Below are 26,676 nucleotides of genomic sequence, written 5' to 3' on the forward strand. Positions count from 1 at the left end.
ATCATCGCACGGGCAAGCACCGCCACGGGGCTGAGCCGCTACCGCGCCGGCTCAAGGCTTCTCCGCCTGCGCCGCCGCCGAGGCCGCCCCCTTCGCCGCGAAGGCCTCGCGCAGCTTCTTGAGCTTCTCGCGCGGATCTTCACGCGTGCCGCCCTCGTTCAGCTTCATCTCGGCGATGAAGCGGCTGGGAATGCCCATAACCATTTCGCGGGCCTTCTTGCGCCGGCGCAGCGTGCTGACGGCCAGCGTGGTGCGGGCGCGGGTGATGCCCACATACATCAGCCGGCGTTCTTCTTCGAGGCGCTGCGGCGTCATTTCCTCGTCGTCGGCCTTGAAGGGCAAGAGGCCTTCATTGACGCCGGCCAGGAAGACATGCGGCCACTCCAGACCCTTGGAGGCGTGCAGCGTGGTCAGCACGACCTGGTCTTGCTCGTCGCCGCGCTCGGCCAGCGACAAAATAACGCTGATGGTCTGCGCCACCTGCAGCACCGTCTGCTTGGGCTCCTCGAAGGTGGCGCCGCCTTCCTGGCTGATCTGGCCACCGCAGCGCTTGGCCACCCAGTCGATGAAGTCCAGCACATTGTTCCAGCGCGCCGCGGCGGCCTTCTCGTTCTCTTCGTTGTCGTAGAGGTGCTGCTCGTAGCCGATGTCCTTCAGCCATTCCAGCATCAGCGCCTTGGCTTCCTCGGCACCGGCGGTGTTGCGGGCGCGGTATTCGAAGTCGTTGATGTAGCGGCCGAACTCGTGCAGCGAGCCGATGGCCTTTTTGCTCAGCACGGTGATCAGCGAATCGGAGAACAGCGCCTCGTACATGCTGATCTTCCACTTGCCGGCAAACTGGCTCAGCGAGCCCAAGGTCTGGTGGCCGATGCCGCGCTTGGGCGTGGTGATGGCGCGCAGGAAAGCGGGATCATCGTCCTGATTGACCAGCAGGCGCAGCCAGGCGCAGAGATCCTTGATCTCGCTCTTGTCGAAGAAGCTCTGGCCGCCGCTGACCTTGTAGGGAATCTCGGCGCGGCGCAGCGCCTGCTCGAAGATCCGCGCCTGGTGGTTGGCACGGTAGAGGATGGCGAAATCGGAGAACTTCACCGCGCCGGCATTGGCGCGGATTGCCTGGATGCGGGCCACGGCGCGCTCGGCCTCGTGCTCCTCGCCGTCGGCCTCGACCAGGGCAACCGGCTCGCCGTCGCCATACTCGCTCCACAGCTTTTTCTGGAACAGCTTGGGGTTGGTCGCGATGACGTTGTTGGCGGCACGCAGGATGGCGCCGGTGGAGCGGTAGTTCTGCTCCAGCGGAATCACCTTGAGCTGCGGGAAATCAACCGGCAGGCGCTTCAGGTTTTCGATCGTCGCGCCGCGCCAGCCGTAGATGCTCTGGTCATCGTCGCCCACGGCGGTGAACATGGCGCGCTCGCCCACCAATTGCTTGAGCAGCTCGTACTGCACCGCATTGGTGTCCTGGTATTCGTCGACCAGCACATAGCGCAGTTGGTCCTGCCATTTGCCGCGCGCCTCGGCGTCTTCGGTCAGCAGCTTCAGCGGCAGGCTGATCAGGTCGTCGAAATCGACCGCCTGATAGGCCGCCAGCCGTTCCTGATAGCGGCCCATCACGACGGCGGCGACGCGCTCGTTGTCGTCCTTGGCCGCGCGCATCGCCTGTTCGGCATTCAGGCCCATGTTCTTCCACAGCGAGATCGTCCACTGCCAGGAACGCGCCTGGTTGGCGTCCGTTGTGCCGCCGGCGTCGCGCAGCACGCCCAGCACGTCGTCGCTGTCGAGAATCGAGAACTGCTCCTTCAGGCCGACCCGTGTGCCCTCGGCGCGCAAGAGGCGCACGCCCAGCGAGTGAAAGGTCGAGATCGCCAGATCCTTGGCCGCGCGCGCGCCGACCATGGCCTTGGCCCGCTCGCGCATTTCCTGCGCGGCCTTGTTGGTGAAGGTGATGGCCGCGATGTGCTTGGCCTGGTAGCCGGCCTGCAGCAAGCGGGCGATCTTGGTCGTGATCACCCGCGTCTTGCCCGAGCCCGCGCCGGCAATCACCAGGCAGGGGCCATGCAGATGATGAACCGCCTCCAGCTGGGCGGGGTTCAGGGTGGCGGCGGGATCGGCAGACATCGCGGGTCAGAGAGGGCGGGCCGCTGGGGCAGCGCGGCGGTCGCGCATCATAAACGCCGCCCTGCCGGTGGCTCGACGCCGGCCGGCGCCCGCAGCGTCAGCGCCAGCAGGCTGGCCGCATAGAACATGAAGGCGACACGGGGCACATCGAGCAGGCTGTCGAACAGACCGACCAGATGGAAGCCCAGCAGCGCCGCGGCCAGCGCCGGCGCCAGCGGATGAGCGCGCGCCGCGCCAAGGGTCAGCCGCGCCATCCCGACGACGCTGAGCAGGCCCAGCAGCAGCAGGCCGAGCAGGCCCTGTTCGATCAGCTGATGCAGGGCCATGTTCTTGGCATGCCAGGGCAGGTGATAGCGGTCGCTGGACGAGAACCAGTGTGCGCCCTGCTCGGCGAAGTCGCCGTTGGCCAGCAGCTGGCGGCCGCTGTCGTCCTTCAGGCTGAGCTCGGCGATATCGACCTCGGCGCCCGGCGTGTCGACGCTGATCGAGAACATCTGCAGCCGCGGCGCGTACCAGTCGCCTCGCAGACCCTGGGCGCGGCCCAGCTCGATCTTGAAGTCCTGCCATTGCCCACCGCCCTTGAGCTTGACCGGCTTGACCAGGCAGCCGGCCGCATACAGCAGATGCTTGGGGCAGACCTCGGCACTGAGCTGCAGATCGGCGGCGGCGCGCGCACGACCGCTGAGACTGACCAGGCCATGGGCCTCGTCAATCCGCTGGCTGACGCGGAACAGCTCGCCCCAGCCCAGCATGTGCTTGCCGCCAGACAGCGCCAGGAAGTGGCGGCCGCTGTCGTCCTGCTTGAAGCGGTAGTCGCCGGTGTGCCAGGTCGGCGGGCCGGAGAAGAAATGCGTGGCGGTGAAGCGGCCCAGGCCCTTGCCCAGCAGCCAGTCCTCGCGGCTGTCCAGCATGCCCAGGCCATCGCGCCAGTGCGACTTGCGGCCCTCCAGATCGACGCTGGCGCTGGCCACCCGGCTGCCCAGGTAGTCGCCACCGGCCATCACGCCGAGCAGCCCGCCCATCAGCACCAATGCCGCCAGGCCCAGCACCTGGCGCCGCCACGCCGGCTGCTGGTGGCCGTCATCTGAAACAGGCCTGCGGGATGCCGGCGGCGCCGGCAGCAGCAGGGCCAGCGGCCACAACAGCGCCGCGCCGAGCAGGGGCCAGGCCGCCTTGGCCAGCATCAACGGGCCGGCCCAGTAGCCACAAACGATGGCCACGCCACCAACCGCCCAGCACCAGGCCATGGCCTCCAGCGCACCGGCAAAGGCCTGCAAGGCTTCGCCCAAACGCTGGCGCTGCAGGCGCAGCGCCCAGGCCACCGCCAGCGCGAGGCTGAAGAGCAGATAGCCCCCCTTGGGCAACCACAGCGCCAGGGGCCAGCTCAGCGCCAGCAGCGCCAGGCCGCCAAGCGCACCAAGCGCGAAGGCGATCAGGCGCTGGGCCGGCGTGCCCTGGCGCAGATCGGCGGGCAGGCTGAACAGCAGCGGCATGCACAGCAGCAGGCCCAGCATGCCGCGGTAGCCGCCAATTGGAAACAGCTGCACCGCAAAGATCGCAAAGCCGGCCAGCGACAGCAGCAGCGGCAGGTTCAGCGGCACGCCATCGGGCACGGCCGCCGCCGTCGTCGTCTTCAGCAAGGCGGCGGCCGGCCGTCTGGCGGCACGCTGCTGCCAGGCCCGCAAGGCCAGGCCCAGCGCCAGTGAGACCGGCACGGCCAGGAACACGCCGCGCGAAAAGCTGGTGATGGCGGCATAGACGCCCAGCGCGTTGAGCAGCAGCAGCGCGGCGAATGGGCGCGGGCGGCGCTCGTCCAGCAGGGCCAGCAGTGCAAACGGCAGCGTCAGCGCCAGGCAACCGTCCAGCGCCGCGCCGCCGATATGCATCTCCCAGAACAGGCCGGTGGTGCGGTAGTCGCTGGAGAAATTGATGAAGCCCGGAAAGGCCACCCGCTCCCACACGGCCGCCAGGCTGGCCCCGGCCAGCGCCGCCCACATCGCGCCGCGCAGACCGTGGTTCAAGGCCTGCGGCTCGGCATCGCTGCCGCGTATCCAGAGCGGCAGCAGCAGCAGGGCCCACAGCAGGGGCTTGGCCAGGCGCACGCTGTTCATCGCCTCGTGATAGCCCTGGTACCAGCCGAACTGCCAGCCGCCGGCGTCCTGCAGGCCCCGCCACAAGGCCAGCAGCAGCGCCAGCGCCAGGATCAGCATGAACAGCTTGCCGCTGCCGCTGGCGCGCAGCACCCGGCGCCACACCGGCACCCGCGGCGGTTCCGCCCGCTGTGCAGCACGTGCATAGGCGCCGGCCGCCGTGGCCAGCACCAGCAGGTCCATCTCCTCAAAGGTGATCCAGCCACTCCAGGGGGCGAAGCCGATCAACGGCAGCAAGCCCAGGCAGAGCAGCGGCCACAGCGACCAGAACCGCCAGCCCAAGCCCGCGCCGAGCAGCACGCCCAGGACGGCAGCCACGCGACCCAGCGGGTAATGGCCGGCCAGCGCGAGCGCCGCGGCGAAGCAGATGAAGGCCATCAGCGCAGAAATCCCGCGCGACAGCGGGCCGGACGATGCAGAAGTCATGGAGTGATGCGGCAAGGAGACGGCGGGCCGAGGCGAACGCCTCGCCCGCATTGTGGCCTTGTTCATGCTTCACGTATGCTGGGCCAGTCGCTGCAAACCCCTCGAGGGTGCCCCGCAACCGCCACATCAGGGACAGGCATGGTCACCAGCTTTCGTGCCCGACGAGGACATTGCCTGCTGGCCTTGCTGCTGCACGTCGGCGCAAGCATGGCGGCCACCGACTTGCTGGTGGTGGGCACCAGCTTCCCGCAGCTGTTCATGGCCGGTGCCAACGGTCGCATCGAGGGCATGGCAATCGAATTGCTGGAACAGCTGGCGGCCAGCCAGCAGCTGCATTTGCGCTATGAGCTGCTGCCCTGGGCGCGTGCGCAGCTGATGGTCGAGCGTGGCGAGGCCGATGTGCTGGTCGGCCCCTACCGCACACCGGAACGCGAGCAGCGCTTCTTGTTCAGCCAGCAAGCCTTCTACGAGGATGAGCTGATCTTCTACGCCCGGCGCGGCCGCTGCGGCCAATGGCAGGGCCGCTTGGAGGAGTTGCAGCCGGGCAGCGTGGCCCAGGTGCAGGGCTGGGCCTATGGCGAGGCCTTCGAGCAGGCCCGCGCGCGCCTGAAACCGACCGTGGTCCGCGATCTCGACGTGGGCGCCAAGATGCTGGCCTTGGGGCGCATCCAACTGCTGGCCAGCAATGAACGCAACACCCGGCCGGTCTTGCAGTCGCTCGGGCTGAGCACCCAGCTCGAGCCTTGCGCCCAGCCGCTGGGCCTGTTGCAAGGTCATTTCGCCTTTCCGCGCACGGCGCATGGCGAAGCGCTGCGCCAGCAGTTCGACGCCGGCCTGCGCCGCCTCGGCAGCGGCACCTTGCTGCGCGAGCTGGCGCAGCGCTGGCAGGTCAGGATTCCGGACTGAGTCCGGCGCCACTGGCCGCTGGCGCCGGGGCGGGCCGGGGCGCCGAGGCTGCGCGCGGTGCCGCCTGCGCCGCGCGACTGGGCTTGGCGCCAGGACTGGCCGGTGGCGGGGGCGTGAGCGCTGGCGGTGCGGCCGAGGCCGCCACCGGGGGCGTGACGCTCTGCACAGGCTCGCCCTCGGGCACGCGCAGCAGTTGCGCGACCAGCCAGGCCATCATCGCCAGCAGGCCCAGCACGGCCATGGCCAGCGCCAGATAGAAGCCCTGCTTGCTCTCCTTGGCCACCGGCAACGGCGGGGGCGGCGGGGGCGGGTTCAGGCCTTGCAGAACGGGCTCGGGCGTGGGTGGCAACACCCGGGTGTCGCCGGCCAGCCAGGCGACGATATCGTCGGCCAGCACCTGCACCGAGACATGGCGGTCCAGCATGTCCGGCGCGGTGGCTTTTTGCAGCATCGCATCCAGGCTGAGCCGCTCGCTGGAACGCAGCGAGACCCAGGCCGCCAGCGACTGCACCGGCGCGCCGATGTGCGCGGCAATCGCCGCGTCCATGCCCGGCATGCGGCCATTGACCAACAGGCACATCAACATGCCCACCGCATAGGCCTCGCTGGCCAGATGGGCGTGCTGGCCTTCGCGCAGCTCGGGGCTGATCAAGGCCTGGGCCGCCAGACTGAAGCCATGCTCGGCGGCGTCGCCATCGGGCAGCATCGGTGCCAGGCCCTGGGCCATCAGGCGCATCTGCTGCTGCGGGCCAAGCCAGAGCATGCCGGGATCCAACTCGCGCAGCACCTGGCCGTGCTCATGCACCGCCTGCAGCAACTCGCACAGCTGCAACACCAGCTGCAAGCGTTTGCGCAGCGGCAGCTGCATCGCCGCCGGCAGCAGCGGTTGGCCGTCCAGCCACTGCATCACCACATAGGGCTGCCCCCGGGGTGTCAGGCCGCTGTCCAGTGCCAGCGCAATATCGGGATGCTGCAGCTGGGCCAGACCCGGATGGTCATCGGCAAAACGCAGCAGCACCGTGGTGGCATCGTCGGGCAGTTCGTAGACCAGCACGGCGGCCTGTTCGTCGCTGGCCAACGCATGCTCGGCGCGATACCAATGCCCCGAGGCGACCGCCTGCAACGGTGCCACGATGCGCCACACGCCCAGGCGCTCGCCGGCCGCCAGCGGTTCAACGCTGACATCCAGCGCGGGCGGCTGCAGGTGGGGTGGAGGCAGATCGGGTTCGGTCATTGGGGCGCGCTTGCAAAACCTGCGGATGTTAGCCCCTGCGCCCCGATCAGACCGAGGATCGCAAGTCATCTCGTTTTGCAAGGCGTAACGAACCCCCTTCATGCTGCGTTCATCCAGCGTTCAGTCCCGGGCAAGCCGGGCTTGCGATACTGCCAGCCCATGTCAGCCATCTTTGCCGTCACGCTGCCCTTCTTTACCCTCGTGCTGTGCGGCTATCTGGCCGCCCAGCGCGGGCTGCTGGCCGAGGCGGCGATTCCGGGCCTGAACGGCTTTGTGCTGTTCTTCGCCCTGCCCTGCATGCTGTTTCGCTTCGGCATGAACACGCCGGTGTGGCAGCTGCTGAACCCGGCGGTGCTGGGCGTCTACCTGCTGGCCGCGCTGCTGCTGGTGAGCCTGACGGTGCTGTTGACACGCAGCCCCTTCGTCTCGCTGAAGGACGCCGCCTTCGGCGCACTGGTGGCCGCATTTCCGAACACCGGCTTCATGGGCGTGCCGCTGCTGGTGGCCCTGCTCGGGGCCGCCGCCGCCGGCCCGGTGATCTGCACCATCCTGGCCGACCTCTTCTTCACCAGCTCGCTGTGTCTGGCCCTGGCGAGCGTCACCAGCGCCGCCGGCGCCGGCGCAGCACGACGCCAAGCGGCCACGCAGGCGCTTCGCGCTGCCCTGTCCAACCCGCTGCCCTGGTCGATCGCGCTGGGCGCCGGCGCCTCCTGGAGCGGCCTGCGCCCGCCTGCCGCCCTGGACACCGTGATCAAGATGCTCGGTGATGCAGCCACCCCGGTGGCACTGTTCACCATTGGCGCCGTGCTGTGGCGCGCCGGCCAGCATGCGCACAGCCGCACGCCCTGGCAACGCTATCTGCCGGTGGCGCTGATCAAGCTGCTGCTGCATCCGGCGCTGGTGCTGGGCATTGGCCTCTTGGCGCAGCAGCTGGGCTCGCCGCTGAGCGGCTTCCAGCTCGGCGTGCTGGTGCTGGCGGCCGCCCTGCCCAGTGCCAGCAATGTCTCGCTGCTGGCCGAACGCCATGGCGCCGACAATGGCCGCATTGCCCGCATCATCCTGGCTTCGACCGTGCTCGCGTTTTTCAGTTTCAGCACGCTGGCCGCCTATCTGCGCCAGTCGCCCGCCCTGCTTTCGCCCTGAACCACTAGCCATGCGCCAGCTTCTGCTCCTCCTGCCCCTGTGCGGCCTGCTCCACAGCGCGCCCCTGCTGGCCCAGCCGGTCAACAGCTATCAGCAGCCTGCGCCGGCGGTACGCGAGCTGCTCGACACCCCGGCGCAGCCGCGCCTGCTGATCGCGCCTGACAAGCAGACAGTCGCCCTGCTGGAGCTGCGCCGTTTCAGCAGCGCCGAAGAATTGGCACGACCAACGCTGCGCCTGGCCGGCACCCGCTTCGATGTCGCCAGCAGCGGGCCGACCGGCGTGCAGGGCGTGCAGAAGCTCCGCCTGCGCAGCCTGCTCAATGCCGAGGCGCCGGAACGCAACGTCGAGCTGCCGGCCGGCGGCTTGTTCCATGACTTCGCCTGGGCGCCCGATGGCCAACGTTTTGTGCTGCATCGGCGCACCGAGCAGGGCACCGAGCTGTGGGTCGGCGAGGTCGCCACGGCGCGCCTACGCGCGATCCCGGGCATCAAGCTCAACGAGGTGCTGGTGCAGGACGAGCAGGCCTGGCTGAACCCACGCGAGCTGATCGTCACCGTGCTGCCCGAGCGACGCGGCGCGGCACCGCAGCAGCGCTTGGCGCTGGCGCCGGTGGTGCAGGAAAGCATCGGCCGCGCCTCACCCGAGCGCACCCATCCCGATCTGCTGAAGACGCCGCTGGACGAGGCGCTGTTCGAATACCACGCGCGTTCGCAGCTGGCCTGGGTCGACATCGCCAGCGGGGCCAGCCGCGAGCTGGGTGCGCCGGCGCTGTTCAGCAGTGTCAGCAGCGTCGGCGAGGGCCAGTACCTGCTGACCGAGCGAGTGCTGCGCCCCTTCAGCTACACCCTGCCCTGGGATGATTTCCCCACCGTCGTCGAGCTGCGCCACCGCGACGGGCGGCTGCTGCGCGAGCTGACGCGGATGCCCATGCGCAGCGGCGTGGCCATCGATGGCGTGCTGGCGGGGCCGCGTGTGTTCTACGCCTCGCCGTTCAAGGATGCGGCGGTTTACTGGATCGAGGCGCTGGATGGCGGCAATCCCAATACCCGCGTCGCCTTTCGCGACCGGGTGATGCGGCTGGACCCGCCCTATACCGGCGAGCCGATGGAGGTGCAGCGCATGCCGCACCGCTTCGCGCGGCTGCGCTTTCTCGATGATGGCCAGCATGCCTTGCTCAGCGAGATCGACCGCCAGCGCGCCTGGACGCGCACCTATCTGCTGCCGCTGCGGGGCAGCCAGAGCAAGCCACTGTTCGAGCACAGCCTGCGCGAGCGCTACCGCCATCCCGGCAATCCGCTGATGCGCACCCTGGCCAACGGCGCCCAGGTGGTGCAAAGCCAGGGCGGGGCCGAGCTGCTGATGGCCGGCGTGGGCGCCTCGGCGCGCGGTGACCGGCCCTTCCTCGATCGCTGGTCGCTGAAGGATCTGAGCGTGCAACGCCTGTTCCAGTCCAGCGAAACGCACTACGAGATGCCGCAAGCGCTGCTCGACGACGGCCGGCGGCTGCTGACGCTGCGCGAAAGCGCCAGCGAGCCGCCGAACCTGGTGCTGCGCGAGGGTCAGGTCTTGACGCCGCTTACCAAGCTGCGCGACAACCAGCCGCAGCTGCGCAAGGTCCGCCGCGAGCTGGTCAATTTCAAGCGTGCCGATGGCGTCGAGATGTCGTTCTGGATGTATCTGCCGCCCGACTACAAGGAAGGCGAACGCCGCCCGACTTTGGTCTGGGCCTATCCGCTGGAATACAGCGATGCGGCGATCGCGGGCCAGGTCAGCGGCTCCATCAATCGCTACAACGCCTTCAGCGGCATCAGCCCGTTGCTGCTGCTGCAGGAGGGCTTTGTGGTGCTCTATGACGCGACCATGCCCATCGTCGGCGACCTGAAGACGCTCAACGACGGTTTCATCGAGCAGATCACGATGAACGCCCGCGCCATCATCGACAAGGCCGAGGATCTGGGCGTCAGCGACCCGAAGCGCATGGCCGTCGGCGGCCACAGCTATGGCGCCTTCATGGCCGTCAATCTGCTCGCCCACACCGATCTGTTCAAGGCCGGCGTCGCCCGCAGCGGCGCCTACAACCGCACCCTGACGCCGTTTGGCTTCCAGAGCGAGCGGCGTTCGCTGTGGGAGGCGCGCGATGTCTATCTGCGCCTGTCACCGCTGCTCTATGCGCACCAGATCAAGGAAGCGCTGCTGCTGATCCACGGCGAGGCCGACAACAATGCCGGCACCCAAGCGTTCCAGAGCGAGCGTCTCTACCAGGCCATCGCCGGTCTCGGCGGCACGGTGCGCTATGTGCTGCTACCGAACGAGGCCCATGGCTACACGGCGCGCGAATCGGCAGGCCATGTGCAGTGGGAGATGAGCCAATGGCTGAAGGCCCACCTCGGCGATCCGCACGCCGGGCCCTAGGGCAGCAGGTCGGCGATGCCGTCCCAGGCCTCAGGTGCGATACGACCCTCGTAGCGGGCGACGACCTTGCCCTTGGCGTCGAGCAGCAGGGTCACCGGCAGTCGGCCGCTGAAGGGCACAGCACCTTCCTGGCGCACCGAGATCAGCCCCGGCGGCGTGGCCTTTTGCGTGGCGGCGACGATGGTCTCATAGTCCTTCCACTCGGCGGCCTGCTTGTCGACATTGACCGTCAGCAGCGCAAAGGGCTTGTCACGCCAGCCCCGCAGATTGGCGCGCAGCTCGGGCAGGCTGTCGCGGCAGACGGCGCAGCTGGTGGCCCAGTAGAACACCATCGTCACCTTGCCCTTGAGCTGATCGGCGTTGAAGCGCTCACCCGACAGCTTGACCGCCTGCGCAGGCAAGCCCGCGGCCGGCACCTGGGCCTGCAGTGGCGTGGCAGTTAGAAACAGGGGCGCCAGCAGAGCCAGCAGCGTGCGACGGAAGGTAATGCTTTTCATCCATCCATGATAGAGCGGCAGAGGCGCCTCAACGCGGCTCACTCGTCCCCCATTGGGAGGGTGTCGCCCCAGCCCTTGGCCGGCAGCCAGAGGTGGAACAGCGCGCCGCCTTCGGGCCGGTTGGCCGCAGCAATGCGCCCACCATGCACGTCGACGATCTTGCGGCAGATCGCCAGGCCCAGTCCGGTGCCGCCGGAGCCGTCCTTGGTCTGGCTGGATTGCACAAAGGCCTCGAAGATCTGGTCGACCTCGTCGGGCGGAATGCCCGGTCCTTGATCGGCCACGCTGAGGTGAATTTCGCTCTCGCTGCTGAACTCGCCGGCCAGCACGATGCGCCCACCTTCGGGCGAGAACTTGATCGCGTTGGCGAGCAGATTGCGCAACACCTGCTGGATGCGCTGCGGGTCGACCCGGGCGCTCAACGGGACCTCTCCCGCAGCGAGCTGCAGCTGCAAGCGCCGGCGCGACAGCAGCGGCTGCAGTTCGTGCTCGAGCTCACGCATCAAGTCGCGCAGATCGCAGCGTTCCAGATGGAAGGTGCCGACCGTGCTCTCGATCTTGGCGACGTCGAGCAGGTCGTTGACCAGCGCCAGCATGCGCTGGCCGGCCGCATGGATGTCATTGAACATGCCCAACAGCTTGGGCTGTTCGCGGCCGCGCATCTGCCCCAGCTCGGAGAAGCCGATGATGGTCTGCAAGGGCGTGCGCAGCTCGTGGCTGATGTTGGCAATGAACTCGCTCTTGGCCAGCGAGGCCGCCTCGGCTGCATCCCGCGCCTCGCGGGTGGCGCGCTCGGCCTCACGAAACTCGCTGACATCCATCAGCGTGCACAGAATGCCGGAGATGCCGCCATGCTCGTCGGGCACCAGCACCTTGCTGATCATCATGTCGCGGTACTGGCCATGGCTGTCGGGCACCCGCGCCTCGTAGCGCACCCGCCCGCCACGCTGCAGCAGTTCGGCATCCCGCGTTTCGTGCAGGGCCTTGTCGGCTGGCGACAGAAAGGCGCCTACCCGGGTGCCCAGCACCTCAGCCCGGCGCTTGCCGGTGAAACTCTCCCAGGCCTGGTTGACCATTTGGTAGCGGCCCTGCAGATCGAACATCGATACCGGCAGCGGGCTCATCTCCTGCAGCAGCGCGCTGAACTCGAGCTGGTGCTGCAGTCGGCGCTGGGCATCGCAGCGCGCCGTCACGTCGACGGCGCTGCCCGCAAAACCAAGCAGCCGACCCTGGCCATGCAGCGGCACCACGGCGAACTCGAAGCGGCGCAGGCTGCCGTCTTGCGCCCGCATGGCCGCCGCCGCGTGGCGCAAGCCGCCTGCCTCGGGCGCAAACAAGGCGCGCACGCTGTCACGGTGTTCGGGCTCGACCAGATCAGCAAGTGCCGTGCCCAGTATCTGCGCCGCCGGCAGGCGGCTGAACGCCATCCAGCGCGCGTTGACAAAGCTCAGCAGGCCCTGCTCATCGGTGCGGAAGATCAGCTCCTGCACGCTCTTCATCAGCACGCTGAGTTCACGCTCGCGGGCCGCCACATCCTGGTGCGCCAGGTCCAGCGCGGCGCGCGCCGCACTGCGTGCCCGCAGGCTGCGCGCCGCCCCCAGGCACAGCAAGCCGCTGAGCAGGCTGACGGCCATACCCAGCAAGACATACCAGACCAGGCTGGCGCGCCAGGACTGCAGCAGCACCTCGCGCGACTGCTCGACCATCACCACCAGCGGCCGCGTCGCCGAGGTGCGATAGGCCACCAGCTGAACACCGGGGCGCAGCCCAGCGCCCTCAAACTGCTCATGCTCACGACGGGCCAACCAGCTGGCAAACACCGGATGCCGGGCCACGGACGCGCCCGGCTCGGTGCTGATGTCGGCGGTCGCGGCGATCAGCTGGCCGCCATAGCTGGCCACCGCCGCCGCACTGCCCGGATCGCCCAGCACAATCTGCTGAAAATTGGCCAGCGCATCCGGATTGATCAAAGCCAGCAGCAGGCGCCGGCTGCCGTCGGGCAGGCGCACCTGGCGCAGCAGCGGCAGCACACCGACACCGCGCGGCGCCACGGCCGCGCCACCGGCTCGCAGCGCTGCCAGGCCACGCCCGGGACGATAGTTCAGCAAGGTATCGCGGCCAGCCTCAGGCAAACGCCCCAATGCGGCCATGTCCAGCCGCAGCCCACGCTCTTGCGGCGCCGAGCTGTACAGCACCGTGCCCGTCTCATCCAGCACGGCCACGCTGCGCAGAAAGGGCATGCCGATCAACACCTCGCCCAGCATGCTCTGCAGCCGCTCGGGCTCGTTGGCAGAGCGCTGGACCAGCACGTCACCGACGGTGCTGAGCGCCAGCGCCGCGGTATCGACCAGCCGCGTCGTGTGCTCGGCCAGCACGCGGGCCACCAGGCTGCCGCGGGTATGCCCGTCTTTCAGCGTATCGGCACGGTCGTAGAGCGCAAGGGCCAGCAGCGCCGCCCAGCTGGCCAGCGTCAGCACCAGGCCGGCGGCCCAGATCAGCATCCGGGCCTGACGACTGGCAGCGTCGAGCTTGTCAGCCATGGCCTGCCCCCTCAGGGCACGACGATCTCGCTGAGGCCGTGGCGCTTGGCCGCGGCGGCCAAGCGGCCATCTCGCTTGATGGCCGCCACGAACTCGTCAATGCGGGCCAGCCAGGCGGCATCGCCTTGCTTCACTGCATAGCCATAGGGCAGCACATAAAACGGCTTGGGCGGTGCGACCAGCCGGGCCCAGTCGGCGTTGTCGAGCAGGCGGCGGCTGTAGGGGTAGTCGGTCATGAAGACATCGACCCGGCCGGCCTCCAGCTCGTGCTCGCGCGTGGCCGGCGGGCTCACGACGACCATCGTTGCCTTCTTCAGCGCCTCACGCATCACCGGTTCCATGAAGGTGCCGGCCTGCACGGCCACCTGCACACCGGGCTGGTCGATATCGGCCCAGCTGCGCACGGCGCGGTTCGACTGCGTGGTGACGCCATAGACATCGCTTTGCAAATAGGGTTTGCTGAAGGCCAGTTGCGCGGCGCGCTGCGGCAGGATGCCGACGGCGAACATCGCCACATCGCAACGATCGGCTTTCAGGTCCTCGACCAGCTTCGGGAACGAGGTTTCCACATAGTCCAGCTTGACCCGCAGATCACGCGCCAGTTCGGCCGACATATCGATGTCCAGCCCGCCGAGCTGCTGGGTGCGCGGGCTGCGGTAGCTGATGCCGTAGTAGTCCGGCCAGATGCACACGCGCAGCTGCCCGCTGCCGACCACGCGCTGCAGCACACCCGCCGCCGTGGCCGGCGCCGGCAGGGCACTCAGGCCCAGCGCCATAAGACATGCAATCAATGAGTTAGTTAATGTGCTCACGATGACTCCCCTGCCGTTTGCGCCAGCACCTCGAAGTTGGGCGGATTCTCGTTGATGCGATCACGCAGCGCGACCATCTCGGCCGCGTGGGCAACGAAGCAGTCGACGATGGCCGGGTCAAAGGCAACGCCGCTCTGCCCTTGCAACATGGCCAGCGCCTCGTCGGTCGGGAAGGCCTTGCGGTAGCAGCGGTCCATGGTCAGCGCGTCGAAGTAGTCGACCACCGCCACAATGCGCCCGCTCAGCGGGATCTGTTCGCCGACCAGGCCCAGTGGATAGCCCTGACCATCCCAGCGCTCGTGGTGAGACAAAGCCAGCTCGGCCGCTAGCTGGAACAAGGGAATGCGCGAACGGCCGAGCAGCTTGGCCCCGATGGCCGGATGCTGGTTCATCACCAGGCGCTCGTCCGGCGTCAGCGCGCCGGGCTTTTTCAGCACCATGTCGGGCACGCCGATCTTGCCGATGTCGTGCATGGGGGCGGCCAGGCGCAGCATCTGCGCATAGCCGCGTTCGCGGCCCAGGGCCAAGGCCAGTGCCTCGGCCAGAAAGCCCATGCGCACGATGTGCACGCCGGTGTCGTCGTCACGCAGTTCGGCGGCAATGGACAGCCGCATCAAGGCCTCATGGTGCGCCCGCGTGACCTCGCGCAAGGCCTCGTTGCGCTCGTGGTACATGCGCCCGAGGTCCATGATGATGCGCTCCATCTGCGCTTCGGCGGCCGCATCAAAACTGCGCGCCTCAAACGGCACGGCGGACGGCCCATCCTGTTGCATGGCGGCGCTCATCATGCGGCCTTCTGCCAGATGCTGGCGATCGACTCGATCAGCTGAAGCGGTCCGAAGGGCTTGACCAGATAGGCATCGGCACCTGCCTCCAACCCAGCATCGCGGTCCCGCTTGGTGCCGCGGGCGGTGAGCAGGATCACCGGCGGCACCTTGCCTGCCTGGCCCTGCTTCAGCTGGCGGCAAGCCTCCAGGCCGTCCACCGGGCCGGGCATCATCACATCCATCAGCACCAGATCGGGCTGCCAGTCGCGTGCGGCGACCAGTGCGGCCTGTCCGTCTGCGGTTTCCTGGATCTCGTAATCCTCGAATTCCAGTGTCATCCGGATCAAACGCCGGATGTCGGCGTGGTCATCCACGATGAGGATCTTCTTCATGGCCGGCCCCAGATCAGCATCAAAGTGATTGAATCATAACTATCATTTAAATCATTTTCCAGGAAAATGCGGCCGCAGCTGCCAGTTCCGGCAGAATCGCACACATGACAGAGATCGAAGACCCCGCCGCTCACTACAGCACCATCGAGGTGGCCAAGCTGCTGGGCATGGCGGTTCGCTCGGTGCAGCTGATGGTCGACCGCGGCGAGCTCGAGGCCTGGAAGACGCCAGGGGGGCATAGACGGATTTCCCGCGAATCGGTGGCCCGCTGGCTGAAGCAGCGCGCCCAACCTGCGGGGGGCGACAGCGCCGCACGGGCAGGCAGCACGCCACCGACCAACGCCGGCACTGCACCACTGCGCGCCCTGCTGATCGAGGATTCGGTGCACTACCAGAACCTGGTGGGCATGCTGCTCAGGCAGCAGTTTCCGCAGATCGAATTGCATATCGCGCAGGACGGCATCGTCGGCCTTGCCATGTACGGGCAGCTGCAGCCGCAGTTCCTGATCGTCGACATCCTGCTGCCTGGCATCGACGGGGCGACGCTGATCACCAGCCTGCGCTCACGGCCGCAGTTCGCGCGCAGCCAGTTGCTGGTCGTCACCTCGCTGGACGAAGCGCAGCGAGCGCCCTATGCCTTTGCACTGGAGGGCGTGCCGGTGGTGCACAAGCCGCGGCTGGTGGTCGAGCTGCCACCGTTGCTGCAGGCCTGCGTCGACAGGGTGCAAGCGCCAGCATGAGCACCTGGCAGTTGCTGCTGCTGGAGACGGGCCCCGCGCCCGGCCCCTGCGCAGCGGCACTGCCCGCCTGCCTGCCGCCTGACGCCGAGCTGCTACCCGCCAGCGATTCGGCGGCGATGGCAGCGCTGCTCGATGCCCCCAGCACAGGCGATTTCGACTTGCTGCTGCTGGACGTCCACGGCGCCCAGCAGCTGATGACGCATGGCCCCGCCCTGCCCGCCGATGCGCCGGTGCTGGTGCTGGGCGAGGCAGGGCCCGCTTGCCCCTGGCCGCAGACCCCGCTTGCCACTGCAGCCTTGCGCATCGCCCTGCTGCAGCGCTGGCGCGATTGGATGCGTGCCAAGGCGGCGCCGCTGGATGGCCCGGCCCCGGCGCTGGAGCTGAACTTCGGCGGCAATCGCGCCTTCTTCGAGACCTTCTATCTGGGCTGCCGGCCGCAATTCGCCTTGGACCTCCAGCAGGGTGACCAGGCGCTGGCCACCGGCGACAGCGAAGCGCTGATGCATCTGGCCCATGGCCTCAAAGGCGTGCTGCTGATCCTCGGCGAATCGCTGACGGCCGTGACCGCGCGCGAGCTCGAGCACTGCGCCCGCGAGCGCTGGGTGGATCAGCTGGCGCCGCTGTGGGCCGAGCTGCGCGGCGCGATTGCGGCGCTGGCCGTACGCCCGCTGGGCTTGTGACGCGCAGTTAAATCGCTAGCGGGTCGACATCGATGGCCCAGCGCAGCAGGCCGCGGTGCTCGCGCTTGAGCTGCTGCAGCTCGGGCAGCCAGGCCCGCAGCAGCGCCTGCAGCGCCGGCCGGCTGGCCGATTCCAGCAGCATCTGCATGCGCTCCACATTGGCCACCCGCGCCATGCTCATCGGCACCGGCGGGTAGACCAGCAGCTGCGCAGCAGTGCTCAGCCCCGCGGCCGCCTCGGCCGCCGCCTTCAGAAAGGCCTCGGCGACCTCGGGCGTGCGCGCCTCGGCACGCAGCAGGGCCAGGTGGGCAAAGGGCGGCAGGCCGGCCGACTCGCGCTCGGCCAGCTGGCTGGCCGCGAAGCGCTCGAAGTCATGGGCCAGCAGGGCCTGGTAGAGCGCATGCTGCGGATGCCAGGTCTGCACCCACATCTCGCTCTGCGCGGCCTGCGCCGCATCGCGCCCGGCTCGACCAGCCGCCTGCATCAGCAGGCTGAACAGCCGCTCCGGCGCGCGGAAATCGCTGCTGAACAGGGCCGCATCCGGGTTGACCGCGGCCACCAGCGTGATGCGGCGGAAGTCGTGGCCCTTGGTGACCATCTGCGTGCCCACCAGCACATCGACCTCACCGGCATGAACGGCGCCCAGCTGCGACTCCAGGCTGCCCTTGAGCTTGGTGCTGTCGGCATCGATGCGCGCCACGCGGGCCGGCCCGCCGTCGGGGCGCAGCACACCTTGCAGCATCTCGGCCAGCTGCTCCTCCAGGCGCTCGGTGCCCCGGCCCAGCGGCGCGATGTCCAGATTGCCGCAGCTCGGGCAGGCGCGCGGCACGCGTTCGGCCACGCCGCAATGGTGGCAGCGCAGCGTGCGGTCTTCCTTGTGAAAGACCCGCCAGGCGCTGCAGTTCGGGCAATCGCTCTTCCAGTTGCATTCGCCGCAATGCAGCACCGGCGCATAGCCGCGCCGATTCAGAAATACCAGGCTTTGCTCGCCGCGCTCGACGCGCTGGCGCAGCGCGTGCAGCAGCGGCGCCGAGATCGCTGTCGTCACGCCCTTGTTGCGTGGCAAGCTGTTCATGTCGAACAGACGCACCCGTGGCATGGCACCACCGCCGATACGCGCCGGCAGCGCCAGCCGTTGATAACGCCCCGCATTGGCGTGCTGCCAGCTCTCCAGCGAGGGCGTCGCCGAACCCAGGATGACGGGCACGCGCTCCAGCCGGGCCCGGTACACCGCCAGATCGCGGGCCGAGTAGCGCGCGCCGTCCTGCTGCTTGTACGAGGGATCGTGCTCCTCGTCGACCGCAATCAGGCCCAAGCGCGGCATCGAGGCAAACACCGCCAGCCGCGTGCCCAGCACCAGATCGGCCTCGCCCAGATGGGCCGCCAGCCAGTGGCGCAGGCGCTGGGCAGGCGTCAGGCCGCTGTGCAGGGAGACGATGTGGCGACCGGCAAAGCGCTCGGCAAAGCGCGCTTCCAGTTGTGGCGTCAGATTGATTTCCGGCACCAGCACCAGCACCTGCCGGCCCTGGGCCAGGGCATGCTCGGCCGCGCGCAGATAGACCTCGGTCTTGCCGCTGCCGGTCACGCCGTAGAGCAGCAGCGGCGGCGGTGCGGCGTCGGTCTGCATCAGCGTGTCGATGCGCTGCAGCGCCTCGGCCTGGGCCACGCTGAGCTCGGGCACCGCCGAGGCTTCGATCGCGCTGGCGTCTGCCTCGGTGCGCAGCTTGGCCAGCTTCTTCAGGCGCCCCTGCAGCTGCTTGCCATCGAGCTCGCGCAGCTGCGGCGGCAGTACCGACAAGGCGAGCTCGCCGATGCTGCGCTGGTAGTAGCCGGCAGCGAATTCAAGCAGGCGACGCCAGGCCTCGTTCAAAGGCGGCAAGGCGTCCAGCGCCGGGCCAACCTGACGCAGTTGCTCGGCAGGCAAGACCTGACCCTGATCGCCCTCCTGCGCCGGATCCCAGACGATGGCCAGCAGCTCGCGTTTGCCCAGCGGCACCTGCAGCAAGGTGCCCGGCGCGAGCGGCCGCTCACTCAAATAGTCCAAGGGCGCGGCAATGCCGCTGTGCTGTGGGGCATCAACAGCGACGCGCAAGCGCAGCAAGGCCGCGGCCAGCGCGGGCGTGGCGGGCAGCTCGCTCATCGCGTGATGCTCCGAGCTTTGTGAGGAATTGAGGCTAAGCGCATGATTTCAAAGGGCTTTCGGAAATCAGCAACCAACCTGTGGATAACTTTGTGCAAAAGAATCGGGCTTTGTGGCCGGGCGCTCAGTGTCGCCCATCGCCCACATCGCCGGCGATTCGCTGATCGAACTGACCGAAGTCAATGAAATCAAGCACTTAGCCTTCAACAAGGAAAACCCCAAGCTGCAGCGCAGCATCGCAACAAGGCGTTTCCGCGATGCCCGATTTTGGGGATAAGTACGGTGAGCGCGTGCAAACTTCACGTTTCAGCGAAGGCGCTCAAGCCCTGTCAGCGCAGGCTGCGTGAGTGGCTGTGCACCGCCTCGACCAAGGCCGACACCGACTCCGGCGGCGTGAACTGGCTGATGCCATGGCCGAGATTGAAGATGTGGCCGCCCCAGCCACCATCGGCACGCTGCGGCCGGCCAAAGCTGTCCAGCACCGCACGGGCCTGCTCGGCAATGGCGGCCGGCGGCGCGAACAACACATTGGGGTCCAGATTGCCTTGCAGCGCGACGCGGTCCTGCACCTGCGCGCGGGCCCGGCCGAGATTGGCTGTCCAGTCCAGGCCGACGACATCGGCGCCCGCGGCGGCGATCTCGTCCAGCCATAGCGCCCCGCCCTTGGTGAACAGGATGCGCGGAATGCGCTGGCCCTCATGCTCGGTCTTGACCTGGGCCAGCACACGGCGCGAGTAGTCGAGGCTGAAGCGCTGGAACATGCCGTCGGCCAGCACCCCGCCCCAGGAGTCGAAAATCATCACGGCCTGCGCGCCGGCTTCGATCTGGGTGTTCAGATAGGTGGCCACGGCATCGGCATTGATCTGCAGGATGCGGTGCATCAGGTCGGGGCGGCTGTACATCAGCGCCTTGACCTGGCGGTAGTCGTCGGAGCCACCGCCCTCGACCATATAGCAGGCCAGCGTCCAGGGGCTGCCGGAGAAGCCGATCAGCGGCACGCGACCGTTCAGCGCCTTGCGGATGGAGCTGACGGCGTCGAACACATAACGCAGCTTGTCCATGTCCGGCACGGCCAGTTCGGCGACGGCCGCTTCGTCACGCACCACCTTGGCGAACTTCGGGCCCTCACCCTGCTGGAAGGACAGGCCCAGGCCCATCGCGTCGGGCACGGTCAGGATGTCGCTGAACAGGATGGCGGCGTCCAGCGGGTAGCGCTCCAGCGGCTGCAGCGTCACCTCGGTGGCGTAATCGGTGTTGGTGGCCAGGCCCATGAAGCTGCCCGCCTTGGCCCGCGTGTCGCGGTACTCGGGCAGGTAGCGGCCGGCCTGGCGCATCAGCCAGACGGGCGTGTAGTCGGTCGGCTGGCGCAGACAGGCGCGCAGAAAGGTGTCGTTTTGAAGTGCTGCGTTCATCGCGTGATTATCCCCGTGTGCCTGATGCGGGCGCGTTGGCCAAACTGATGAAGATCAAGACCGGGCTCAAGCGGACTGGCCGCTCTGCAGCAGCGTGAAGCTTTGCAGGCCGGCCCAGGTCTCGCCCGGGGCCACATCGACGGGCCGCTCAATCGCCGCCGCCTCGATGCACAGCATCTGCCGGTAGCCCTCGGGCGGCATATCGGCCAGCTGGGCGCATTTGGCCGCGCCGGGATTCCACAGCACGGCATCGTCAAAGCCCTGCTGGCGGATCTGCAGCCGGCGCTCGGCCGTGCCGCGCTGCTCGAGCAGGGTCAGGTCTTGCTTGACCTGGTAGTAGATGCGATCGAGATCCTCGGTGCCCGGCGTGCCGGGCAGCAGCAGGTCGGTGCGCTGCTGGCGTTCAACATTGGCGACCGAATCCCAGTAGTGCAGGCCGGACAGGCCCTGCACACTGGCTTCGTTCAGCTCATCGACACGCAGATAGCTGTGCAGCGCGGCGGTGAACGACAGCGGCGTGTCGCCCTTGTTCTCGCAGGCCAGCTCGATCTCCAGGCTCTGGCCGGCCACGCGCACGCTCAGTTCCAGCTCGAAGGCATGGGGCCAGAACATCCGCGTCGCTGCATCGTCGCTGAGGCGCAGCACGGCCAGCGCGTCATCCTCGCCCTGCTCGGCCAGCACCAGCTGCCAGGGCTTGCCGCGCGCAAAGCCATGGCGCTGCAGCGGGCCGCGGCCGCTGAACTGCGGAAATATCACCGGCACGCCGCCGCGAATCGCCTGACCGGAGGCGAACTCGGATTTCGGCGACAGATAGAGCTGCTCCTCGCCGCCGGCCGGCACCCAGGACACCAGATGGCCGCCATGCAGCAGCACGGTGGCACGGGCGCCATCGGGCGCAAGCAGTTCCAGGGCGTCCATGCCCTGGTAGCGGGTGATGGCAATGGCGGTCGGCATAGCAGCAGCAGAAATCGGTAAAGCGGTACTGACGAAAAAGAGAACGCCCGCCGGACTTGCGTCGGCGGGCGCCGTGGCGATTCACGCGGCAGCCTTCAAGGGCCGCCGCGGCGAATCACTTGTTGCGGAACTTGCGCAGCGCCGCGATCTGGGCCGCCATCGCAGCGAATTCGCTTTGCGCCGCGGCAAAGTCGATATCGCTCTTGGCGTTCTTCATCGCTTCCTCGGCCAGTTTCTTGGCCTCGGTCGCCTTGGCTTCGTCCAGGTCCTTGCCGCGGATGGCGGTGTCGGCCAGCACGGTCACCGTGCCCGGTTGCACTTCCAGAATGCCGCCAGCCACGAAGACAAACTCTTCGCCGCCATCAGCACGCTCGATGCGCACCGCGCCAGGCTTGATGCGGGTGATCAGCGGCGTGTGCTGCGGCAGGATGCCCAGCTCACCGTTCTCACCCGGCAGCGCGACGAACTTGGCCTCGCCCGAGAAGATGCTCTCCTCGGCGGACACCACGTCAACATGAATGGTTGCCATGTTCAATCTTTCTAGCGTTGAAGTTGAAGTAAGTCGTCTGCTTCCCAACCTTTGCCCCAAGCGAGGAAGAAGGTGCAGGAAGCAAGCAATCGGGTCTCAGGCTAGGCGCCACGTGCAGCCGGACTGGCTGTCCGGCGAGCGTGGCAACGACGCATGAGGCCCGAGTGCGCCGCTTACTGCAGCTTCTTCGCTTTTTCGAAGGCTTCGTCGATGGTCCCGACCATGTAGAACGCCTGCTCCGGCAGGTGATCGCACTCGCCAGCCACAATCATCTTGAAGCCGCGGATGGTTTCCTTCAGAGGCACGTACTTGCCCGGCGAGCCGGTGAACACTTCGGCCACGTGGAAAGGCTGCGACAGGAAACGCTGGATCTTGCGAGCGCGGGCCACCGTCAGCTTGTCTTCCGGTGCCAGTTCGTCCATACCCAGAATCGCGATGATGTCGCGCAGTTCCTTGTAACGCTGCAGGATGCCCTGCACCGCACGGGTCGTGTTGTAGTGCTCTTCACCGATGACGTTCGGGTCGATCTGACGCGAGGTCGAGTCGAGCGGGTCAACGGCGGGGTAGATACCCAGCGAAGCGATATCACGCGACAGCACGACGGTAGCGTCCAAGTGGGCGAAGGTCGTGGCAGGCGACGGGTCGGTCAAGTCATCGGCAGGCACGTAAACGGCCTGGATGGAGGTGATCGAACCGATCTTGGTCGAGGTGATGCGCTCTTGCAGACGGCCCATTTCTTCGGCCAGCGTCGGCTGATAGCCCACGGCGGAAGGCATACGGCCCAGCAGAGCGGACACTTCGGTACCGGCCAGCGTGTAGCGGTAGATGTTGTCCACGAAGAACAGCACGTCCTTGCCTTCGTCACGGAAGGACTCGGCGATGGTCAGACCGGTCAGGGCCACGCGCAGACGGTTGCCCGGAGGCTCGTTCATCTGACCGTAGACCATGGCGACCTTGGAGTCTTCGAGCTTCTCGAGGTTCACGACGCCCGAATCGGCCATCTCATGATAGAAGTCGTTGCCCTCGCGGGTACGCTCGCCGACACCAGCGAACACCGACAGACCGCTGTGGGCCTTGGCGATGTTGTTGATCAGCTCCATCATGTTCACGGTCTTGCCGACGCCGGCGCCACCGAACAGACCGACCTTGCCGCCCTTCGCGAACGGGCAGATCAAGTCAATCACCTTGATGCCGGTTTCCAGCAGCTCTTGCGACGGGCTCAGCTCGTCGTAGGCCGGGGCAGCGCGGTGGATCGAAGCGGTTTGCGCTTGATCGACCGGACCGCGTTCGTCGATGGGCGTGCCCAGCACGTCCATGATGCGACCCAGCGTGGCCTTGCCGACCGGCACCTTGATGTTGTCGCCGGTGTTGTAGACCTGCGAGCCGCGACGCAGACCGTCGGACGAGCCCAGAGCAATCGTACGCACCACGCCGTCGCCCAGCTGTTGCTGAACTTCCAGCGTCAGGGCCGAGCCTTCCATCTTCAGCGCGTCGTAGATCTTCGGCATCTGGTCACGCGGGAACTCCACGTCCACCACGGCGCCGATGCACTGAACGATCTTGCCCACTTGTTGAGTGTTAGCCATTTTTTCGTTCCTTCAATTCCAAAACTTGGTTCGCGTTCGCTTTGATCAGCCCACGGCGGCCGCGCCACTGACGATCTCGCTGAGCTCCTTCGTGATCGCGGCCTGGCGGGTCTTGTTGTAGACCAGCTTCAGCTCACCGATCAGGGTGCCGGCGTTGTCAGTAGCAGCCTTCATGGCCACCATGCGCGCCGATTGCTCGGACGCCATGTTCTCGGCCACGGCCTGGTAAATCAGCGCTTCGGTGTAACGCACCAGCAGCTCATCGATCACCGTCGCAGCATCGGGTTCATAGATGTAGTCCCACGAATGCGTGCCACCGTTGGTCTTCATGCCTTCGGTCGACAGCGGCAGCAGCTGCTGGACGACCGGTTCCTGCTTCATCGTGTTGATGAAGCGGGTGTAGCAGAGATAGACGGCAGACAGTTCGCCAGCGGCGTACTTGTCCAGCAGCACCTTCACGGGGCCAATCAGCTTCTCGATATGCGGCTGGTCACCCAGCTGCGTTGCATGGGCAGCCACCTTGGCGCCAACGCGATTCATGAAGCTCAGACCCTTGTTGCCGATGGCAACGACCTCGGGCTTTTGGCCGGCGGCTTCCAGTTCCTTGAACTTGGCCGTCGTCGCGCGCAGCAGATTGGTGTTCAAACCGCCGCACAAGCCCTTGTCCGTCGTCACGACCACGAAACCAGCCGACTTCGCCTGTTCGTTCTCGATCAGGAAAGCGTGCTTGTACTCGGGGTTGGCCTGGGCAAGATTGGCGGCGATATTGCCGATCTTCTCGCTGTAGGGCCGAGCCGAGCGCATACGCTCTTGCGCCTTGCGCATCTTCGAAGCCGCGACCATTTCCATGGCCTTGGTGATCTTCTTGGTGTTTTCGACCGACTTGATCTTGCCGCGAATTTCCTTGCTTGATGCCATGAAATTTCCTTTCAGATCCCGCCGAGGCGCTTAGCAGCTGCGAGCAGCACGCACGCCGTCAAGCGGGCAGCGTGGATCCGGCTTGGCCGGGCCACTGCTGACGCCCACTTGAGGGGGTAGCGCGAAGCGCTTCGGGGGTGGTTCATGATCAAGCAAAAGACTTCTTGAAGGAAGTGATTGCGGCGTTCAGCTCGGCTTCGGCATCCTTGTCCATCGCCTTGTCAGCTTCCAGCTTGGCCAGCAGCGCAGCGTGGCTGGTCTTCAGGTACTGGTGCATGCCGTGTTCGAAGGCCAGAACCTTCTTCACGTCCAGGCTGTCCATGAAGCCCTTGTTCACTGCGTACAGCGTGGCAGCCATCAGGCTGATCGACTGCGGCGAGTACTGAGCCTGCTTCAGCAGTTCGGTCACGCGGGCACCGCGGTCCAGCTGCTTGCGGGTCGACTCGTCCAGGTCCGAAGCGAACTGCGCGAACGCAGCCAGTTCACGGTACTGCGCCAGGTCGGTACGGATACCGCCGGACAGGCCCTTGATCAGCTTGGTCTGAGCAGCACCACCGACGCGCGACACCGAGATACCGGCGTTGATGGCGGGACGGATACCAGCGTTGAACAGATTGGTTTCCAGGAAGATCTGACCGTCGGTGATCGAGATCACGTTGGTCGGAACGAAAGCGGAAACGTCACCGGCCTGGGTTTCGATGATGGGCAGTGCGGTCAACGAACCGGTCTTGCCCTTCACTTCGCCCTTGGTGAATGCTTCGACGTAGTCGGCATTCACGCGAGCGGCACGCTCCAGCAGACGGCTGTGGAGATAGAACACGTCGCCGGGGAAAGCTTCACGACCGGGAGGACGGCGCAGCAGCAGCGAGACCTGACGATAGGCCACGGCTTGCTTGGACAGATCGTCATAAACGATCAGCGCGTCTTGACCGCGGTCGCGGAAGTATTCGCCCATCGTGCAGCCCGAGTAGGCCGACACATACTGCATGGCAGCGGACTCAGAGGCCGAGGCAGCCACGACGATGGTGTATTCCATCGCGCCGGCTTGTTCCAGGGCGCGCACCACGTTCTTGATCGACGAAGCCTTCTGGCCGATCGCGACGTAGATGCAGGTCATGTTCTGACCCTTCTGGTTGATGATGGCGTCGATGGCCACGGCAGTCTTGCCGGTCTGGCGGTCGCCGATGATCAGCTCGCGCTGGCCACGGCCGACGGGCACCATCGAGTCGATCGACTTCAGACCGGTCTGCACCGGCTGGTCCACCGACTTACGGGCGATCACGCCAGGAGCGACCTTTTCGATCACGTCCGTCATCTTGGCGTTGATCGGGCCCTTGCCGTCAATTGGCTGGCCCAGGGCGTTCACGACACGACCGATCAGCTCGGGGCCGACGGGCACTTCCAGAATGCGGCCCGTGCACTTCACGGTGTCGCCTTCGGAGATGTGCTCGTAAGCACCCAGAATCACGGCGCCGACGGAGTCGCGCTCGAGGTTCAGGGCCAGGCCGTAGGAAGGCTGACCGCTGGCGTCTGCCGGGAACTCCAGCATTTCGCCTTGCATCACGTCGGACAGACCGTGAATGCGGCAGATACCGTCGGAGACGGACACCACGGTGCCCTGGTTGCGGACGTCCGTCGATGCACCAAGACCCTCGATTCGGCTCTTGATCAGTTCGGAAATTTCAGCAGGATTCAATTGCATTGCTTGCTCCCATCTGGCCTTTGCGTCTGTTACCAGAGCGCGGTCGACACAGGGATGAACGAAATAAGGTGTCTTCGCGCTTGCTCTTAGGCTGTGAGCGCCACTTTCATGCGTTCCAGGCGGGCCTTGACGGAGGTGTCCAGCACCTCGTCGCCAACCACCACACGGATACCGCCAATCAGTGAAGGCTCCAGCTGCACATGGGCTTCGAGCTTGCGACCGAAGCGCTTTTCCAGCGCGGCCACCACATCGCTCAGCTGCGCTGCGTCGATGGGGTAGGCACTGAAGATCTGCGCATCAGCCACGCCGGCTGCCGCGTTGGCCAGAACATGAAATTGTTCGACCACCTCAGGCAGCGCCGCCAGGCGCCCGTTCTCGATCACCGCGCGCAGGAAGTTCTGCAACTCGGCAGCCAGCTCTTGCTTGGCCGCCGCGGTGATGACCGCGAAGACCTGCTCGGAGCTAACCGTCGGGTTGTCAGCGAACTGACGCAGATCGGCATCCTGTGCGATCAGGGCCAGCGCGTCGAGCGCCGAACCCCAAGCCTTCACATCGTGCTTCTTGGCGACCTGATAGAGCGCTTCGGCGTAGGGGCGTGCAATGGTTGCGAGCTCAGCCAT

General features: G+C 66.9%; 22 protein-coding genes. 6 read left to right on the forward strand and 16 right to left on the reverse strand.

Annotated elements, in window-relative coordinates; all coding sequences use genetic code 11:
• Positions 1-51: 51 nt before the first annotated feature.
• A complete protein-coding gene (locus RQP53_RS12215) occupies positions 52-2,115 on the reverse strand; it encodes an ATP-dependent helicase (RefSeq protein WP_315650580.1) in 2,064 nt (687 codons plus the stop codon).
• A gap of 47 nt (positions 2,116-2,162) precedes the next feature.
• Complete coding sequence (locus tag RQP53_RS12220; protein WP_315650581.1) at positions 2,163-4,691, reverse strand: hypothetical protein; 2,529 nt, start codon at positions 4,689-4,691, stop codon at positions 2,163-2,165.
• A gap of 138 nt (positions 4,692-4,829) precedes the next feature.
• Here RQP53_RS12220 and RQP53_RS12225 point away from each other — a divergent pair, with 138 nt between their 5' ends.
• Positions 4,830-5,597 carry a substrate-binding periplasmic protein gene (locus tag RQP53_RS12225; RefSeq protein WP_315650582.1) on the forward strand — a complete coding sequence of 256 codons (768 nt, stop codon included), beginning with the start codon at positions 4,830-4,832 and terminating at the stop codon, positions 5,595-5,597.
• Here the strand turns inward: RQP53_RS12225 and RQP53_RS12230 are convergent.
• The gene (locus RQP53_RS12230) at positions 5,581-6,831 is read right to left on the reverse strand and encodes a serine/threonine-protein kinase (protein WP_315650583.1); all 1,251 of its coding nucleotides are present in this window, start codon (positions 6,829-6,831) and stop codon (positions 5,581-5,583) included. The two genes, RQP53_RS12225 and RQP53_RS12230, sit on opposite strands and share 17 nt — an antisense overlap.
• Positions 6,832-6,990: 159 nt before the next feature.
• On the opposite strand from RQP53_RS12230, the gene RQP53_RS12235 reads away from it, so the two are divergent.
• Together RQP53_RS12235 and RQP53_RS12240 are read left to right on the forward strand one after the other, a co-directional pair.
• On the forward strand, positions 6,991-7,974 hold the full coding sequence (locus RQP53_RS12235) for an AEC family transporter (RefSeq protein ID WP_315650584.1): 984 nt from the start codon (positions 6,991-6,993) through the stop codon (positions 7,972-7,974).
• A 10-nt stretch (positions 7,975-7,984) separates the two neighbouring features.
• A complete protein-coding gene (locus tag RQP53_RS12240) occupies positions 7,985-10,387 on the forward strand; it encodes an alpha/beta hydrolase family protein (RefSeq protein ID WP_315650585.1) in 2,403 nt (800 codons plus the stop codon).
• Here RQP53_RS12240 and RQP53_RS12245 read toward each other — a convergent pair.
• The 5 genes from RQP53_RS12245 to RQP53_RS12265 are packed head-to-tail and all read right to left on the reverse strand — an operon-like array spanning position 10,384 to position 15,395.
• Entirely contained in the window at positions 10,384-10,884 is a 501-nt protein-coding gene (locus RQP53_RS12245) for a TlpA family protein disulfide reductase (RefSeq protein WP_315650586.1), read from the reverse strand. The genes RQP53_RS12240 and RQP53_RS12245 overlap by 4 nt on opposite strands.
• A 38-nt stretch (positions 10,885-10,922) precedes the next feature.
• The gene (locus RQP53_RS12250; protein ID WP_315650587.1) at positions 10,923-13,424 is read right to left on the reverse strand and encodes an ATP-binding protein; all 2,502 of its coding nucleotides are present in this window, start codon (positions 13,422-13,424) and stop codon (positions 10,923-10,925) included.
• 11 nt (positions 13,425-13,435) lie between these two features.
• Positions 13,436-14,200 (reverse strand): substrate-binding periplasmic protein, encoded by a 765-nt coding sequence (locus RQP53_RS12255; RefSeq protein WP_315650738.1) that lies wholly within the window; start codon positions 14,198-14,200, stop codon positions 13,436-13,438.
• Positions 14,201-14,232: 32 nt separating this feature from the next.
• Positions 14,233-15,021 carry an HD-GYP domain-containing protein gene (locus RQP53_RS12260; protein ID WP_315650588.1) on the reverse strand — a complete coding sequence of 263 codons (789 nt, stop codon included), beginning with the start codon at positions 15,019-15,021 and terminating at the stop codon, positions 14,233-14,235.
• Complete coding sequence (locus tag RQP53_RS12265) at positions 15,021-15,395, reverse strand: response regulator transcription factor (RefSeq protein WP_315650589.1); 375 nt, start codon at positions 15,393-15,395, stop codon at positions 15,021-15,023. The genes RQP53_RS12260 and RQP53_RS12265 overlap by 1 nt, the downstream gene beginning before the upstream one ends.
• Positions 15,396-15,499: 104 nt before the next feature.
• Between RQP53_RS12265 and RQP53_RS12270 the strand changes: the two genes are divergently transcribed.
• Positions 15,500-16,135, forward strand: coding sequence for a helix-turn-helix domain-containing protein (locus RQP53_RS12270; protein WP_315650590.1), 636 nt, complete (start codon positions 15,500-15,502; stop codon positions 16,133-16,135).
• The gene (locus RQP53_RS12275; RefSeq protein ID WP_315650591.1) at positions 16,132-16,815 is read left to right on the forward strand and encodes an Hpt domain-containing protein; all 684 of its coding nucleotides are present in this window, start codon (positions 16,132-16,134) and stop codon (positions 16,813-16,815) included. The genes RQP53_RS12270 and RQP53_RS12275 overlap by 4 nt, the downstream gene beginning before the upstream one ends.
• Positions 16,816-16,822: 7 nt before the next feature.
• On the opposite strand, the gene RQP53_RS12280 is transcribed toward RQP53_RS12275, so the two are convergent.
• Positions 16,823-18,955, reverse strand: a complete 2,133-nt coding sequence (locus tag RQP53_RS12280) for a primosomal protein N' (protein ID WP_315650592.1) — start codon at positions 18,953-18,955, stop codon at positions 16,823-16,825.
• A gap of 127 nt (positions 18,956-19,082) precedes the next feature.
• Between RQP53_RS12280 and RQP53_RS12285 the strand changes: the two genes are divergently transcribed.
• Complete coding sequence (locus tag RQP53_RS12285; RefSeq protein ID WP_315650593.1) at positions 19,083-19,232, forward strand: hypothetical protein; 150 nt, start codon at positions 19,083-19,085, stop codon at positions 19,230-19,232.
• A 52-nt stretch (positions 19,233-19,284) separates the two neighbouring features.
• On the opposite strand, the gene hemE is transcribed toward RQP53_RS12285, so the two are convergent.
• From hemE to RQP53_RS12320, 7 genes are all read right to left on the reverse strand, one after another.
• Positions 19,285-20,367 (reverse strand): uroporphyrinogen decarboxylase, encoded by a 1,083-nt coding sequence (gene hemE, locus RQP53_RS12290; RefSeq protein ID WP_315650594.1) that lies wholly within the window; start codon positions 20,365-20,367, stop codon positions 19,285-19,287.
• Between the two features lie 66 nt (positions 20,368-20,433).
• The gene (locus RQP53_RS12295) at positions 20,434-21,321 is read right to left on the reverse strand and encodes a D-hexose-6-phosphate mutarotase (protein ID WP_315650595.1); all 888 of its coding nucleotides are present in this window, start codon (positions 21,319-21,321) and stop codon (positions 20,434-20,436) included.
• A gap of 115 nt (positions 21,322-21,436) precedes the next feature.
• Positions 21,437-21,850: a F0F1 ATP synthase subunit epsilon gene (locus RQP53_RS12300; RefSeq protein WP_315650596.1), complete on the reverse strand. Its 414-nt coding sequence runs from the start codon at positions 21,848-21,850 to the stop codon at positions 21,437-21,439.
• Positions 21,851-22,023: 173 nt separating this feature from the next.
• Positions 22,024-23,436 (reverse strand): F0F1 ATP synthase subunit beta, encoded by a 1,413-nt coding sequence (gene atpD, locus RQP53_RS12305; protein ID WP_315650597.1) that lies wholly within the window; start codon positions 23,434-23,436, stop codon positions 22,024-22,026.
• Between the two features lie 45 nt (positions 23,437-23,481).
• Positions 23,482-24,354, reverse strand: coding sequence for a F0F1 ATP synthase subunit gamma (atpG, locus tag RQP53_RS12310; RefSeq protein WP_315650598.1), 873 nt, complete (start codon positions 24,352-24,354; stop codon positions 23,482-23,484).
• A gap of 148 nt (positions 24,355-24,502) precedes the next feature.
• A complete protein-coding gene (gene atpA / locus RQP53_RS12315) occupies positions 24,503-26,056 on the reverse strand; it encodes a F0F1 ATP synthase subunit alpha (protein ID WP_315650599.1) in 1,554 nt (517 codons plus the stop codon).
• Positions 26,057-26,142: 86 nt separating this feature from the next.
• Complete coding sequence (locus tag RQP53_RS12320) at positions 26,143-26,676, reverse strand: F0F1 ATP synthase subunit delta (RefSeq protein WP_315650601.1); 534 nt, start codon at positions 26,674-26,676, stop codon at positions 26,143-26,145.

It is taken from the genome of Roseateles aquae, assembly GCF_032337115.1.
GTDB lineage: Bacteria > Pseudomonadota > Gammaproteobacteria > Burkholderiales > Burkholderiaceae_C > Roseateles_C > Roseateles_C aquae.